The organism is Flavobacteriales bacterium (assembly GCA_020635395.1).
Classification (GTDB): Bacteria; Bacteroidota; Bacteroidia; order NS11-12g; family UBA9320; genus UBA987.
In genome coordinates, this window is the sequence record JACJZV010000004.1 from 311,947 (window position 1) to 326,714 (window position 14,768).

At 39.0% G+C, this 14,768-nt stretch carries 16 protein-coding genes; 12 read left to right on the plus strand and 4 right to left on the minus strand.

All coding sequences use genetic code 11. The annotated features are described in order from the left end of the window. Window positions 1-53 precede the first annotated feature (53 nt). A complete protein-coding gene (locus tag H6607_12515) occupies window positions 54-1,283 on the plus strand; it encodes a hypothetical protein (GenBank protein ID MCB9263189.1) in 1,230 nt (409 codons plus the stop codon). A 27-nt stretch (window positions 1,284-1,310) separates the two neighbouring features. Then, window positions 1,311-2,678, plus strand: a complete 1,368-nt coding sequence (locus H6607_12520; protein ID MCB9263190.1) for a Signal peptidase-like protein — start codon at window positions 1,311-1,313, stop codon at window positions 2,676-2,678. 398 nt (window positions 2,679-3,076) lie between these two features. On the opposite strand, the gene recR is transcribed toward H6607_12520, so the two are convergent. Further along, entirely contained in the window at window positions 3,077-3,688 is a 612-nt protein-coding gene (gene recR, locus H6607_12525) for a recombination protein RecR (GenBank protein ID MCB9263191.1), read from the minus strand. A gap of 149 nt (window positions 3,689-3,837) precedes the next feature. Here recR and H6607_12530 point away from each other — a divergent pair, with 149 nt between their 5' ends. The 5 genes from H6607_12530 to H6607_12550 all read left to right on the plus strand — a co-directional run bounded on the left by H6607_12530 (window position 3,838) and on the right by H6607_12550 (window position 9,113). Further along, a complete protein-coding gene (locus H6607_12530; protein ID MCB9263192.1) occupies window positions 3,838-4,671 on the plus strand; it encodes a hypothetical protein in 834 nt (277 codons plus the stop codon). Between the two features lie 245 nt (window positions 4,672-4,916). Beyond that, window positions 4,917-5,591, plus strand: a complete 675-nt coding sequence (locus H6607_12535) for a succinate dehydrogenase cytochrome b subunit (GenBank protein ID MCB9263193.1) — start codon at window positions 4,917-4,919, stop codon at window positions 5,589-5,591. A 20-nt stretch (window positions 5,592-5,611) separates the two neighbouring features. Continuing rightward, entirely contained in the window at window positions 5,612-7,615 is a 2,004-nt protein-coding gene (locus H6607_12540; protein MCB9263194.1) for a fumarate reductase/succinate dehydrogenase flavoprotein subunit, read from the plus strand. Window positions 7,616-7,776: 161 nt separating this feature from the next. Then, entirely contained in the window at window positions 7,777-8,526 is a 750-nt protein-coding gene (locus H6607_12545) for a succinate dehydrogenase/fumarate reductase iron-sulfur subunit (protein MCB9263195.1), read from the plus strand. Continuing rightward, complete coding sequence (locus H6607_12550; GenBank protein ID MCB9263196.1) at window positions 8,526-9,113, plus strand: riboflavin synthase; 588 nt, start codon at window positions 8,526-8,528, stop codon at window positions 9,111-9,113. Before H6607_12545 ends, H6607_12550 begins: the two co-directional genes overlap by 1 nt. A gap of 43 nt (window positions 9,114-9,156) precedes the next feature. Here the strand turns inward: H6607_12550 and H6607_12555 are convergent, their stop codons facing one another. Genes H6607_12555 through H6607_12565 form a run of 3 tightly spaced genes read right to left on the minus strand, consistent with a single transcriptional unit; the run spans window position 9,157 to window position 10,671 of the window. After that, the gene (locus H6607_12555) at window positions 9,157-10,011 is read right to left on the minus strand and encodes a hypothetical protein (GenBank protein MCB9263197.1); all 855 of its coding nucleotides are present in this window, start codon (window positions 10,009-10,011) and stop codon (window positions 9,157-9,159) included. 19 nt (window positions 10,012-10,030) lie between these two features. Further along, on the minus strand, window positions 10,031-10,471 hold the full coding sequence (locus H6607_12560; GenBank protein ID MCB9263198.1) for a putative toxin-antitoxin system toxin component, PIN family: 441 nt from the start codon (window positions 10,469-10,471) through the stop codon (window positions 10,031-10,033). Beyond that, entirely contained in the window at window positions 10,468-10,671 is a 204-nt protein-coding gene (locus tag H6607_12565) for a hypothetical protein (GenBank protein ID MCB9263199.1), read from the minus strand. The genes H6607_12560 and H6607_12565 overlap by 4 nt, the downstream gene beginning before the upstream one ends. Window positions 10,672-10,802: 131 nt before the next feature. Here H6607_12565 and H6607_12570 point away from each other — a divergent pair, with 131 nt between their 5' ends. From H6607_12570 to H6607_12590, 5 genes are all read left to right on the plus strand, one after another. Next, window positions 10,803-12,419: a hypothetical protein gene (locus H6607_12570; GenBank protein ID MCB9263200.1), complete on the plus strand. Its 1,617-nt coding sequence runs from the start codon at window positions 10,803-10,805 to the stop codon at window positions 12,417-12,419. 148 nt (window positions 12,420-12,567) lie between these two features. Next, window positions 12,568-13,542, plus strand: a complete 975-nt coding sequence (locus H6607_12575) for a rhomboid family intramembrane serine protease (protein MCB9263201.1) — start codon at window positions 12,568-12,570, stop codon at window positions 13,540-13,542. Between the two features lie 178 nt (window positions 13,543-13,720). Then, window positions 13,721-13,987 (plus strand): type II toxin-antitoxin system HicA family toxin, encoded by a 267-nt coding sequence (locus H6607_12580; protein MCB9263202.1) that lies wholly within the window; start codon window positions 13,721-13,723, stop codon window positions 13,985-13,987. Further along, window positions 13,974-14,189 (plus strand): type II toxin-antitoxin system HicB family antitoxin, encoded by a 216-nt coding sequence (locus H6607_12585; GenBank protein ID MCB9263203.1) that lies wholly within the window; start codon window positions 13,974-13,976, stop codon window positions 14,187-14,189. The genes H6607_12580 and H6607_12585 overlap by 14 nt, the downstream gene beginning before the upstream one ends. Window positions 14,190-14,317: 128 nt before the next feature. Then, a partial coding sequence (locus H6607_12590) for a hypothetical protein (protein MCB9263204.1) occupies window positions 14,318-14,768 on the plus strand: 451 nt, incomplete at its 3' end.

A 14,768-nucleotide genomic window follows, 5' to 3' on the forward strand; every position in this document is an offset into this window, starting at 1 on the left:
TGAAGCTTTATTTAAAACTGGTGCAAATTAATGAAAGTTTCTTAGTTAGATAGATGTTGGATTTGGCAAAACACATTGTTCAAAAATTACTTTACTCATTTGCAAACCGTTTTCATTTGGTCAAAACAAAACCAAAATCTATCCCTAATTTTGTCCCGATGCGTTTTGCAGATATAATCGGGAAAGAGGATATAAAAAAAGTACTAACCGGAAGAGTTGCTTCCGGCAAAATGCCTCATGCCCAACTTTTTTCGGGGGTAGAAGGCAGTGGCAGCTTGCCTTTGGCAATGGCAACCATACAAATGCTTTTATGCCAAAATCCCACAGAAAATGATTCATGTGCTGTCTGCTCGGCATGCATCAAAACGGGCAAACTCATTCATCCTGATGTGCATTTTTCTTTTCCGGTCATTCCAAAAAAATCGGGCGACAAACCTGTGAGCAATGACCATATTGAGCAATGGCGAAAATCTTTTGTGGCCAATCCTCATTTGAGCTACAACGACTGGATGGAAGACATCAATGCCGAAAACAAACAGGGAAATATTACCAAAGAAGAATGTAGAAGCATCATTCAAAAACTGAGTTTAAAGGCATTTGAAAGCTCAAAAAAAGTATTGCTGATGTGGTTGCCCGAACATTTGGGAAAAGAGGGAAATGCCCTGTTAAAATTGATAGAAGAACCGCCAGCAGAGACGTATTTTATGTTGGTAAGCGAAAACATAGACCAAATTTTACCCACCATACTCAGCCGAACTCAACTGCAAAAAGTATTGCCTTATACCAATGCCGAAATCATGGATTATTTGCACCACAACAAACTGACCAACGATCTGGAAACCGTGGCCTTTTTGGCCGAAGGGAATCTGAATGCCGCACAAAAAATTGCTGCCGAAGCCGATAATGAAATGACCACCGGTTTTAAAGATTGGATGCGGCTATGCTATAGACGCGACGTGCCAGGGCTCATGACTTGGAGCGACCAACTGGGTGCAAAAGGCCGTGAAAATATCAAAACCTTTTTAACCTACGGACTAAAGCTGATTCGTGAAGTGCTGGCCTTTAAAACCATCGAAAACTACCACGTGCGACTTGCCGAAGACGAAAAACAATTTGTCGTAAATTTTTCGGGTGTCGTACAATTTGCTAATATTGAAGTGCTTTATGAAGGGTTGAATGAATGTATTTACCACATCGAACGAAATGCAAACCCAAAGCTGACATTGTTTCAGCTATCGTTGCAGGTTCGAGATTCGTTTTTATCAACTGCCAAAGCACACTAAATTTTAAAGTGATAAGAAGAAATATATATGGGATGCGGAAAATGCGGAAGCGAACATGAGGGCGGAGGTTGCTCGGCTGGATGCGGCCAAAATGGAGGCTGCTCTACCTTAGCCTGTAACAAACTCAATACATACGACTGGCTAAACCACATGAGCCTGCCACAAGATTACAAGCCTTTCAACATTGTAGAGGTTCGTTTTAAAGGCAGCAGAAAAGAGTTTTTTAGAAACGAGGAAAACCTGGATTTATACACCGGAGATATGGTGGTAGTGGAATCCGACTTTGGCCACGATGTGGGCGAAATAAGCCTCAGTGGTGAGTTGGTTAGGCTTCAGCTCAAAAAAAATGGCCTGACCGAAGACGACGAAAAAATAAAGAAAATATACCGAACAGCGGCAGACAAGGACATCGAGAAATATCAAGAGGCCAAAGACCGAGAGGCCGCCACTCTTGAGCGTGCCAGAACCATTGCCATGGAAATGAATTTAGCCATGAAACTAAGCGACATCGAGTTTCAGGGCGATAGCCGAAAGGTAATTTTCTTTTATACCGCCGAAAAAAGGGTTGACTTTAGAGCCTTGATAAAGCAATATGCAGCCGAGTTTAAAACCCGGATTGAAATGCGACAGGTAAGCTACCGCGAGGAGGCTTCCCGTTTGGGTGGCATTGGCAGCTGCGGGCGAGAACTCTGTTGCAGCACATGGCTTACCGACTATAAAGTTGTGACCATGGGGGCAGCCAAAAATCAAAATCTTTCCATTAATATGCTCAAACTTTCAGGCCAATGCGGGCGGCTAAAGTGTTGCCTGAATTTTGAATTAGAAACCTATTTGGAGGCTTTAAACGAGTTTCCGAAAGAAGAAGAACTGATTTTGCAGACCAAAGTGGGCGATGCCCGCCTGCAAAAAACCGATATTTTAAAACGGATGTTGTGGTTTTCATACCCCCAAAATACCGAGTGGATTTCGGTTTCGCTTGATCGGGTAAATGAAATATTAAAACTCAACAAATCGGGAGAAAAGCCAGAAACGTTGATTGACCGACCTATTGGAGCGGAAATTATTAACCGATTTGAGCCCGCCCCCGACCTTATTTCGGATACCGATGTGAGTAGATATGACGAAATAGACAAAGAACGAAAACGAAAAAACAAGAACAAACGCAAAAAGAAAAAAGGAACAGGCACTTCGGGTGGCAACAATCAGCGAAACGCCAACGCCCCCAAGCCTCAACAGCAAAAAGAAGGGCAGCCAAAAGCACAGCACAAAACGCCAAACAATAAAAAAGAGGCAAAAAGTGGCGGTGGCAATCCCAACCGACAGAATAAAAACAATCAGAACAGGAATCGAAATAAAAATCGAAATCAACAAAAAGATAATCCGTCTAAGGAATAAGATTTTTTTTAAAGCTCCAAACACCTTAAAATGTAAAAAATCTTCAGGTTATTTTCGCTAAAATGTAACCTCGTAGGTACAAACAGGTTCATTTTATTTCGACGATGCGAAGCGAGAATTGGGTCGCCAAAAATGCGGGCGTGCGTCCCGATGATAATTGGGGATTGTGCGTTGGCAGCATATTTTTGGCTTGTCTTTTTTGTTTACTTTTTTTGACTAAGAAAAAAAGTAAAGCCGGGTTATAGGGCTGGCAAGCCCTAATCAGGGCAAACAAAAAGTACGAAACTGAATTAAGATTTATTGTTGCCTTACTTTTCGGTTGTATGCCTTTAGAAACTAAGTCCTAATCTATTTTTCAACCACCTTGAAGCAAGACAAAATATAGAAGAAGCCCTATCCTACATCGCCGCCGAATACGGAATTCTGTTTAAAATAGACCGCCCCAGGGTAATTTCGTCGGCATATTCCAACTCTCCGCCCACTGCAATACCGCGGGCAATGGTTGATATTTTCACATTCAAAGCTTCCACTTTTCTCGAAATATAAAAAGCCGTGGTGTCCCCCTCCATATTGGCACTAAGGGCAAAAACCAATTCCGTTATTTGTTCATTTTCTATTCGGCTGAGCAAAGAAGAAATAGCAATTTCATCAGGGCCAATGCCGTCCATGGGCGATATAACCCCGCCCAGCACATGATACACCCCGTTGAACTGTCCGGTATTTTCAATCGAAATAATATCCTGAAAATCTTTTACCACACACACCAACTGCTTGTTACGGTTTACCGACTTACAGATGGAGCAAACATCGGCTTCGGCAATATTTCCGCACACGCTACAATAGTTTACCTTTGTTTTCAGGTTGCCAATGGCCGTGGTCATACGTTCCACATTTTCGGCTTTATCTTTAAGCAAAAAAAGGGTCATACGCAACGCCGTTTTTTTACCAATACCCGGAAAACGGCTCAATTGCTCAACGGCGGTTTCAATTGTCTCCGAAGGAAAATTCATAGGGCAAATGTAAACCCAAATTTTTTGTTGTGGAGATTGAACCAATGTTGTTTGCCACAGGATACAGAATATTGTTTATTTTTGGAATCCGTTTGTTTTTACTTTCTTAAAGTAAATAAATCTGAGGGTTTTCGGTAATTGTTAAAAAGATGCAAAAAATACTTCTATTCATTTCATTGCTCATAATATCGAATATAGTTTCTGCTCAGTCAAACGATAAGCAGGTTGAAGAATTTTTGCAAGTTATTAAGTGTTCAGAATTTTTAAATCACGGCTACGAGAGCATCAAAAATCACATAGATTCAATCAAAGAGGAACTATTCATAGAATATCAAATTGACTTTGGCAATAAAGCAGAAGTGGCTGAGTTTGATTCCTTTTTAATGAATGACATAGAATATTTTAGGCAAACAACTTACAACGATATCAAAGTTGCGTATTGGTCAAAATACACCCATGAAGAAATTCAGGAATTTCTGAAATTGGCTAAAGATTCAGGGCAAAATGCGGCACTTTTAAAATCAAACTTTGCAAATAATTTAGATTCCATTTTGCAATATAACCTTCCTTCTCTTCTAAACGACGTTCATTTGGAATTGATTAAAATTAGGGCAAAACAAAGTGATTTGATTTTAAAAATAATAGCCAATGGAAAAGAAACCGAAGTCTCCGATTGGGATGTAGATTTATTGATAAACACAAACGATGAAAACCTTTCTCAGTTTTCAATTTTAAACAAATCAAATGCAGTAATAAGTTTGCCTGAAAACTTCGATTTTGAAAAAGTTACCTCCTTAATCATCCAACTGGACGGTAAAAATTATGTTATTGAAAGATATAATATGAATTTCCTGGAAATGATACGTAAAGTCTCAAGCCCATTGACATTGTCTGGTTTTAAAGATTTAGAATTTTGGATATTAACATTAACCGACGAAACTATTTGCTTAAAAATTAAAAATGAAACCTGCAGGAGTAGATAAATTTGCTTTTGCAATTTATATCTGGCCTGCTTTTTCCTTTTATCCTTACTAATTTTATTATCCAATAAAAAAATGCAAGTCTCTTGGCTTGATAACGAAATACTTTCAATAGTTATTCTTTGTATTGAATTATCAAACCCTATTTAGAACCAATCTAATGCTTTCTAAAGTTTTTCTTACATCAATAGAATTTTACCTTTGCCGTTGGTATTTGCCATTGGCAAAAACACGAAGAAAAAGAAAATATTATGGGATTACTTTCATCCAGTATTGCACGAAAAATAGCCATGTCCTTATCGGCTCTTTTTCTGCTTGTTTTTTTGTTGCAGCATTGCATCATCAATTTTATTTCGGTGGTTTCGCCCGATGGCTTTAATGCAGCCTCACATTTTATGGGCACCAACCCGCTCATTCAATACGTCATGCAACCCGTTCTGGCATTTGGTGTTGTTTTTCACTTTGTGATGGGTTTTGTGTTAGAATTAAAAAACAGAAAAGCCCGTCCGGTAAAATATGCCATGAACAAAGGCTCGGAAAACTCCACTTGGATGTCTCGTAACATGATTATTTCGGGCGTTGTGGTGTTGTTGTTTTTTGCCATCCATTTTATGGATTTTTGGTTTCCTGAGTTAAACATAAAGTATATTAAAGGCGATATGAGCGGCATGGAACACGGCGAGTGGAGATATTATGCCGAGTTGAAAGAAGAATTTAGCAACCCAATACGCATTGCTCTATATTGTTTGGCTTTTGTGTTTTTGAGTTTGCACCTCATGCACGGCTTTGAGTCTGCCTTTCAATCGTTGGGTTTGCGACACAAAAAATATACACCATTTATTAAAAAACTTGGAACAATTTATTCCATTGCCGTTCCATTGGCATTCATATTTATTGCAGTTTATCACTTTATCAATTCTTAAACCGATAAACAATTAGAGTTATGACAAAATTAGATTCGAAAATACCTGCCGGAAACTTAGCTGATAAATGGCGAGATTATAAATCGCACGTAAATTTGGTTAACCCTGCCAATAAACGTCAGTTGGATGTTATTGTAATTGGAACAGGTTTGGCCGGGGGTTCTGCCTCGGCATCATTAGCCGAAATGGGTTATAAAGTGAAAGCGTTTTGTTTTCAGGATTCACCCAGAAGGGCTCATAGCATTGCGGCACAAGGGGGTATAAACGCAGCAAAAAATTATCAAAATGATGGCGACTCTACCTATCGGTTGTTTTACGACACCATAAAAGGAGGAGACTATCGCAGCCGTGAGGCCAATGTATATCGGTTGGCCGAAGTTTCGGCGAATATCATTGACCAATGTGTGGCTCAAGGTGTGCCTTTTGCCAGAGATTATGGTGGATTGTTAGACAATCGTTCGTTTGGTGGTGTGCAGGTGCAACGTACCTTTTATGCCAAAGGTCAAACAGGGCAACAGTTGCTTTTGGGAGCATACTCTGCCATGAGCCGGCAAATAGGTAAAGGAAATATTAAAATGTATAACCGCCACGAAATGCTTGATGTAGTAATAGTGGACGGGAAAGCTCGGGGCATTATAGCCAGAAATCTAATTACCGGAGAAATAGAAAGACACTCGGCTCATGCAGTGGTTATTGCCTCTGGCGGATATGGCAACGTATTCTTTTTAAGCACAAATGCAATGGGCAGCAATGCTACGGCTGCATGGAAAATTCATAAAAAAGGAGCCTATTTTGCCAATCCTTGTTTTACACAAATTCACCCAACCTGTATTCCCGTTTCGGGCGATCATCAATCAAAACTTACGCTGATGTCGGAGTCGTTGAGAAATGATGGAAGAATTTGGGTTCCTAAAAAGAAAGAAGATGTAGAGGCCATTAGATCCGGGAAACTTCGTCCGAGAGATATTAAAGAAGAAGACCGCGATTATTACTTAGAAAGACGATACCCTGCTTTTGGCAACCTTGTGCCAAGAGACGTTGCATCAAGAGCCGCCAAAGAAAGATGCGATGCAGGCTTTGGAGTAAACGCCACTGGAGAGGCTGTTTATCTTGATTTTTCTTCGGCCATAGAGCGATATGGAAGAGAAAAGGCGGCCATTGAAGGATTGGAAAATCCATCAATCGAAAAAGTTAGAGCATTGGGCAAGGCCGTGGTAGAAGCCAAATATGGCAACTTGTTTCAGATGTACGAAAAAATTGTGGACGACAATCCGTATGAAACCCCGATGAAAATTTACCCTGCTGTGCATTACACTATGGGGGGCATTTGGGTAGATTATAACCTAATGACAACCATTCCCGGATGTTATGCACTTGGCGAGGCCAATTTCTCGGACCACGGAGCAAACCGATTGGGAGCTTCGGCTTTGATGCAAGGTTTGGCAGATGGTTATTTCGTAATACCTTACACCATTGGTGATTATTTGGCACACGATATTCGAACCGGAAAAATTTCTACGGATTTACCTGAGTTTGACGAAGCTGAAAAAGCGGTTCAGGAACGAATAAACTTTTTCTTGACCAATAACGGCACAAAATCGGTTGATTATTTCCACAAAAAGTTGGGAAAAATAATGTGGGATAAAGTTGGAATGGCTAGGACTGCCGAAGGTCTAAAAACAGCCATACACGAAATTGCCCAATTGCGTGAGGAGTTTTGGAAAGATGTACGCGTACCCGGCACCGCCGACAGTTTTAATCAGGAGCTGGAAAAAGCCGGAAGGGTGGCCGATTTCTTAGAACTTGGCGAGCTTATGGCAAAAGATGCCTTAGAAAGAAACGAGAGCTGTGGAGGCCATTTTAGAGAAGAATATCAGGAAGAAGGAGGAGAGGCTAAACGTGATGACAGCAACTATATGTACGTTGCTGCATGGGAATATAAAGGAAAACCCAGCGAAGCGGTGCTACATAAAGAAGACTTGAAATACGAAAACATCGAGGTTAAAACGAGAAGTTATAAGTAGGGAATTGGAATGAGACCGTCACCCGATAGCTATCGGGTCAGAGCGTAGCGAAGCATCTCGAAAGGAGAAAAAGGATAAGTGACAGAAAAACTGATTGGGAAAACAATAAAATTGAAAAATCTGGATTTAGCGAATCCATAAACACTTAAAGATATTTAGAAATGAATTTAACACTAAAAATCTGGAGACAAGCAAATGCCACGGCTAAAGGCCAAATGGTTGAATACAAGGTAAACGATGTTTCACCGGATATGTCATTTTTAGAAATGATAGACGTATTGAATGAGACGTTGGTAAACAATGGTGAAGAGCCCGTGGCTTTCGACCACGATTGCCGCGAGGGCATTTGCGGAATGTGCTCGATGTATATAAACGGCGAGGCTCATGGCCCGGATAGAGGTGTAACCACTTGCCAGCTGCACATGCGAAAGTTTAAAGATGGCGATACCATATACATTGAACCGTGGCGTGCAGGAGCTTTTCCTGTGGTGAAGGATTTGGTGGTTGACCGCGGGGCTTTCGACCGTATCATGGCTGCCGGAGGTTTTGTTTCGGTGAATACCAGCGGAAATACGCAGGATGCCAATGCGTTGCCCATACCAAAAGAAGATGCCGACAAAGCATTTGATGCCGCTACGTGCATTGGCTGCGGAGCTTGTGTGGCAACTTGCAAAAACTCATCGGCCATGTTGTTTGTTTCGGCTAAGGTTTCTCAATTGGCACTATTGCCACAGGGTAAAGTAGAAGCAAAACGGCGTGTTTTAAACATGGTGGAGCAAATGGATAAAGAAGGTTTTGGAAACTGCACCAATACAGGAGCCTGCGAGGTGGAATGTCCAAAAGGAATTTCGCTTGAAAACATTGCCCGTATGAACCGCGAATATTTGTCGGCGGCCATTATGGAAGAATAATGTTTACCGGAATAATTGAAACTCTCGGTACAGTGGTGGCCATTGAGAAAGATGCCACCAACATTCATTTTACGATTTCTTCTTCTATATCCAACGAGTTAAAAATAGACCAAAGCATTGCTCACAACGGGGTATGCCTCACAGTAATAAAGTGTGACGAACAAACCCACACGGTTACCGCCATTGACGAAACGCTCCGAAAAACAAATCTTAATAGTTGGAAAGTGGGCGATACCATAAACTTAGAGCGTTGTATGGTGGCCAATGGTAGATTAGACGGCCATATTGTTCAGGGACACGTAGATACGGTGGGCATGTGCATTGCCAGAGTAAATAAAAACGGGAGTTGGTTGTTTACCTTTTCGCACCCTTTTGGCGAACAGTTTCTTACCGTAGAAAAAGGCTCAATAACCGTTAATGGGACAAGTTTGACCGTCGTTAACTCAAAAGACGGACAATTTTCGGTTGCCATTATTCCATACACCTACGAACACACCAATTTTCATCAAATTGAAATAGGCACCCAAGTAAACCTTGAGTTTGATATTATAGGCAAGTATGTGGCGAGGTTGATGGGGAGGGTATAAAACTATCATTACAAGGCTTAAGCAGTTGCGATAATTGATTTGATTAATTGTAGATTTTTGGATTTTTTGACAAGTCAATATATAACATTGTGTCATCCATCTGATCGGTAAAAGTTTGAATTTTCACTTTTCCCGAAGGCATTTTGGTTATTAATCCAGGAAACTCATCAAATTGTTTTTGTAGAATTTTGTCAATGGAATCCCTATTGGCAATGGAATAGCTGCTATGTTTTCCAAACAACCCGTATGTGCTTCCACCTTGAGGAAGCGGGGGAAATTGCCATTCTCTTACCGAAAATCGATATATTTCCTTCCATTTTCCATTTTTAAAACTTACTATTTGACAATGATTCATGGATGATTGCTGTGGCAAACTTTCAACGAAAGATATTTCATCAGCTCCGTCTCCGTCTAAGTCTCCTTCATTTTTTAACCAAAGTGGCCCAAAAATGCCATGAATTGGGATTGTGTCAAAAAATGGCCGATTTCCGAGAAAAAATGAATAGCAATTCTTTTCATTAGCAGAATCAACCCAACCCCAAAAATTATCAATTCCCAAATAATACTTATTGGTTTCTTTTTTATCCCGAAAACTATAAAAGTGTTCTGTCAAAGTATCTCTTTGCCCGTCTCCATCATAATCCCCAATAAGTTGAAATCGGTGTCCGAAAATCGGCGTTACTTTTATTCTGGGTACAGAACTATCAGCGATACTGGAGCTATCCTGAAATGAGGTGGGATTTGTGTTTATGACATTGCTGCCAGATTTTTTGGAACAAAAGATACAAGAATTTAGTAAAACAAAAATTAATAGAAGTGATTTCAAACTCTGCTTTCGACTAAAATAATTAGCTAATATTAAGATTTTTAATAAAGCATCCAACATCGGAATTTTCATTTTATAGCTTTAACAGAATTTAATTACCATTTCTAATTCTCGCAACGGTTTCTGTGGTTAAAATCCAGTCAATACCCTTTTTTACCAAACCATTTAATAGTTTTTTGTCTCCAGTCCAAAGAGGAGCATCTAATTCGATGGCAAGTGCCACAAATGGAGCGTCAAATTCATCTATGTTTTTGGTAAGTTCGATTGCTTTTTCCCAACTCTTTTTTTGCAGGGTTTCCATATCAATTAAGTCAACTTTTGTAAACAAAATTCGGCATAAATAATCCAGTTCCTTTTCCGAATATCCGGTCAACCTTCTTAATTTATTAGTATGGTTATCCAATTCCTCAAGCACAAAAGATGGAGAGTAAAAAACGAAAGAATCAAGAGAATTAAGTAATAAATCACAAATGTTTCCGTGCTGGTTTAGCATAGCACTAAAAACAATATTTGTGTCAACAACAATTTTCACTCACTGAAGCGACCTTTATTTTTTTCCCACCAAGTAGCATTGATTTCGTCTGAGATGTCATCAATTTGTTGCTGTGTGGCCTTGCTTTTTGAGGTAATTTCTTTGAATTTTAAGAAATCCAAAATTCGCTGAAGACCAATTAAATCAGTCTTTGGAGACAAGCGAATTAATATTTCATCATTTGTTCTTTCAATTTGCATAATCCAAAGGTAATTAATTTCTTTCGGAAAAGACGGACAATTTTCGGTTGTATTACGTCAAGCCTAAATAAAGGCAAAACAGTATCCAACCCTTTTATTTTTGTATCTCGTCAGCTATACAAAAAAGATAGATGAAAAAGCTCATAAAAAAATTTGGATTTCTTGGAGCGTTGGTTTTCTGTAGTTCCAAAATATTTTGTCAGACAACCGATACCATTTCCATTTATTTTGAGTTTGGCAAAAACGAAATAAATTCAAAACAACTCAAAAAAATAAATTCTATCCCGCTAAAAACCTATATCAACAATGTGGACTCGGTTTACTTTATTGGCATGGCCGATTCGGTGGGCAGCATCAAAGACAATCTTGCTTTGGGCGAAAAAAGAGCACGAGAGGTTTATAAAAATTGCAAGTCGTTTTTCCCGACCGACCCAAAAATAACGGTATTAAGTCGAGGTGAAGTGGTGCTAAAAAGCACACAACTTAGCCGAAGGGTTGACATCATTCTTTTCTCTAATTCGCATGAAGAAATAATGGTTGAAATTCCACCCAAACCCGATAGTTTGTGCTACTACAGAGCCGATTCGCTTTATCATCGATCATTGATAAAACCCATTATTTATCGAAAAAAACCGTATGTGCTTATTGAAACATACAGCGGCCCGCACTTCAACAAACGAGCTTATTTTTATGCCAGCTACGACACCGCACTCGACTCCGCCATTTTGCACCCCTTAAAGTGGAGAGTGAGCAAAGCATACGAAAAAACATCTACCCAAACCGACTACTATACCCAAATACCAAAAGAAGATTTTGAAAACTATGGAATTATCACTCCAGGCAAAAAACCTTGTCAAAACTGTGGCTATGAGCTCCAAAACTATGCTGTGGAATATGAAAATGAAACAGCCGAATGCTTACAAACAGATTGGTTTTTGATGCAACATGCCGAGGCAAAAACACTTCGATTTGACAAAAGTGTTGCCATTGTACGTGTCCGGAAAACGTATGTAAACCTTAATCAAGAATATTTTGATGGAACGACCGGTGAACTGATAGAATGGAAAAGTCTGCCTAATCAGGCTAAAAATAGTGACCGAAAACGAAAGCCTCGAAGAGAAACCAAAAGTCAATTTTTCTATACGACCGTTGCAATGTATTCCAATTCAACCATCAACGGCATTACAAGAATGATGCAATGCTGCCCATCTTATTTTGAGCCTTCAGAAAGCACCATGGAGTGCAAAGGAATTAATTGTGGGGGTGCAGAAACATTTCCGATTCAACTAAAAGCAGGTAAATTTTTTCAGGATTCAATCAACCCCAATTACCTTGGGCTGGTGCTACATACTTCCTATTTTAATTACTTTCAGTCTGAATTTTTTGTTGGATTGTCGAGTCCCGGAAAAGCTATGTTTTCACTCACCAACCGCTATATTCTAAAAAACGTTTCAATTATGTCAGGAGGTTCGAACAGTTGGACAAACCTTCAATCTCTGAACCCAACTAAACTAAAAGCATGGTGCGATTTTTATGCCGGCTACGCGTATAATTATTTATTTTTAAAAGGCGAAAATGCCCTATTCAACGGGTTTCTGCATCTTGGTTTTACTGGCAGCAACCGCCCATACTGGAATGTAAACTCCCCGTATATCGAATTGGGAATTGGCCATAATTTTCATCAACCCAACACCAACCCATTTTTCTTTCAAGCCAATGTTGGGTTTCGGTTTATGCTGTATATTTAGAAAATATTTAGTCAACACAAGTGATGTTTTGAAGCACATAAAATTGTTCCCCCTTTTTTGAATGAATTATGGTTATTTTTGATGTGGGTTTGCTCATCGAAAATCCAAATTTGTGCAAAGCCATTTCAACAAATCAAGAATTATATACATGCCTGAATTCAATTTCTCCAAGTCGGGAAGAACTTCATTCGAAAAATTCGTACCACCAATTACTGTTTTTACAATATTGGTGAGTATCGGATTGTTTATTGGAATCAATCTCGAAACCGGTTCCATTACCCCGGAAATCTATAAAAGATGGGGGTCTCCTTCTCCTTATGACATTTTCAATGGCAGCTATTGGGGATTGATTACTTCCAATTTTTTGCATACAGAAATATGGCACTTAGCCTTTAACCTATATTGGATTTGGTTTTTAGGGAAAAAAATAGAATTCGAAACGGGCACGCTGTATTTTGTACTCCTAACCATTACCTCCGCCTTAGTAAGCTCTTTTTCTATGTTAGGATTTTCCAGCACCACTGGTATTGGACTTTCGGGAATTGGATATGCTTTTTTTGGATTCATTTTCATACAAAGCAAAAAAAGTCAAAAGTTTAATGGCTATATCGACGAAAGAACCAATAGGCTATTTTTTGTATGGCTAATAGTATGTGTCATCCTAACCAAAACAAAAATTTTGGCAATTGGCAATGCTGCTCATTTTGGCGGTTTGACATGGGGAATAGTACTTGGTTTTTCGACCCAATTTTCTAAACTTAAGCAATGGATTTTCGCCGGATTGACTTTTTTGGTTATTGGAACTTCATTTTTATGGAGTCCTTTTTCCATTTCTTGGCTTTCGAATCAAGCTTTCAAACTTCATAAAAGCCAGAAAATCGATGAAGCAATAATAGTGTATGAAAAAATTCTTAAGCGGGATTTGGACAATGAATTTGCCAAAAACAATTTAGCACAATTGGAGAAAGCCAAATTGCACGAACGTGCCTATAAATACCACATTAACCTTGAGTATGAGAAAGCACGCGAAATCTATAATGAAATTTTGAAACTTGACTCTACGGACACTTGGGCGAAAGAGAATTTGGAGAGGCTACCCAACGAACAAATAACCCCGAACTGAGATTCACCATTAGATCCCAACAAACCTTCAAAAATCCTACATTTGCACCAAAATCAGATTATGGCGGATTTGCACGAAAAATATGAGGCGGTTATTGGTTTAGATAGCACATCCGTTGTTTCTTTTAATAGATGATAATGGTTATTTTTGACGGAGTTGTTTTAGAATTGGAGATTGTTTGACCAAGACCAGTAAAATATTGCAAAAAATATTAACAGGATTGTCGGATGCCAATATCCCATTTTCCGACCTTATTAATTTACTAATTAAACTAGGCTTTACTGTTCGTATCAATGGAAGTCACTATATCTTTTCGAAAAATGAAGTCAAAGAAATTATAAATCTTCAACAAAAAAATGGCTTTGCCAAACCATATCAGATAAAGCAGGTTAGAGAGTTAATAATTAAATACGGATTAAATAAAAATGCTGATGAACAACGTTAAATACGAACTCATTATATATTGGAGCGAACAAGATGAGGCATTTATTGTGGAAGTTCCTGAATTGTCGGGCTGTATGGCCGACGGTGCATCATACGAGGAAGCAATATCAAACGCTCGACTTACAATAACCGAGTGGATTGAAACGGCAAAAAGCATGGGTAGAAAAATACCTGAACCAAAGGGCAAACTAATGTTTGCGTAGTAGAAAAATATTTTGGCATATCCTACAAAATTGAAACAAATGAAAAAAAGTAAAAAAAGACCTTTAATTATCTATTCCCGCATATGAAAAACCAATGCTTGACACTAACCTATTGCACTTTGATTTTTATGTTGTTCTCTTGCTGCAATCAATCAAACAAAAACAAGGTATTTGCTTTGGGCACTATAGATAGTACAGAATCGAAGGATGAGAATCTTTGGTTTTCATGTTCGCTTTCAAATGCAAACATCGGATACGAAATAGACAGTTGCAATTGTGGCGATGTTTATACCCTAAATGATAGTGTATTCATTAGTTTGTCACAATTCATTGGGGGAGAAATTCAGGGGCGAACAGTGAAGTTTTCCAACCCCGAGTGTGACGAAAATTATTTTATTCTGATGATGCATCAAAATAGATTTTATATATCCAGCATGGGGCCTGATCCTGTTTTAACCGATTGGATTCTATATAACTCACCCTTTGATACGATAAGATACAATCGCGACCTAAAAGGATTCTATATTGACACCATTTCAGAGATAGAAAAGTCTAAATTTCCCACTTTTGACACCCTTG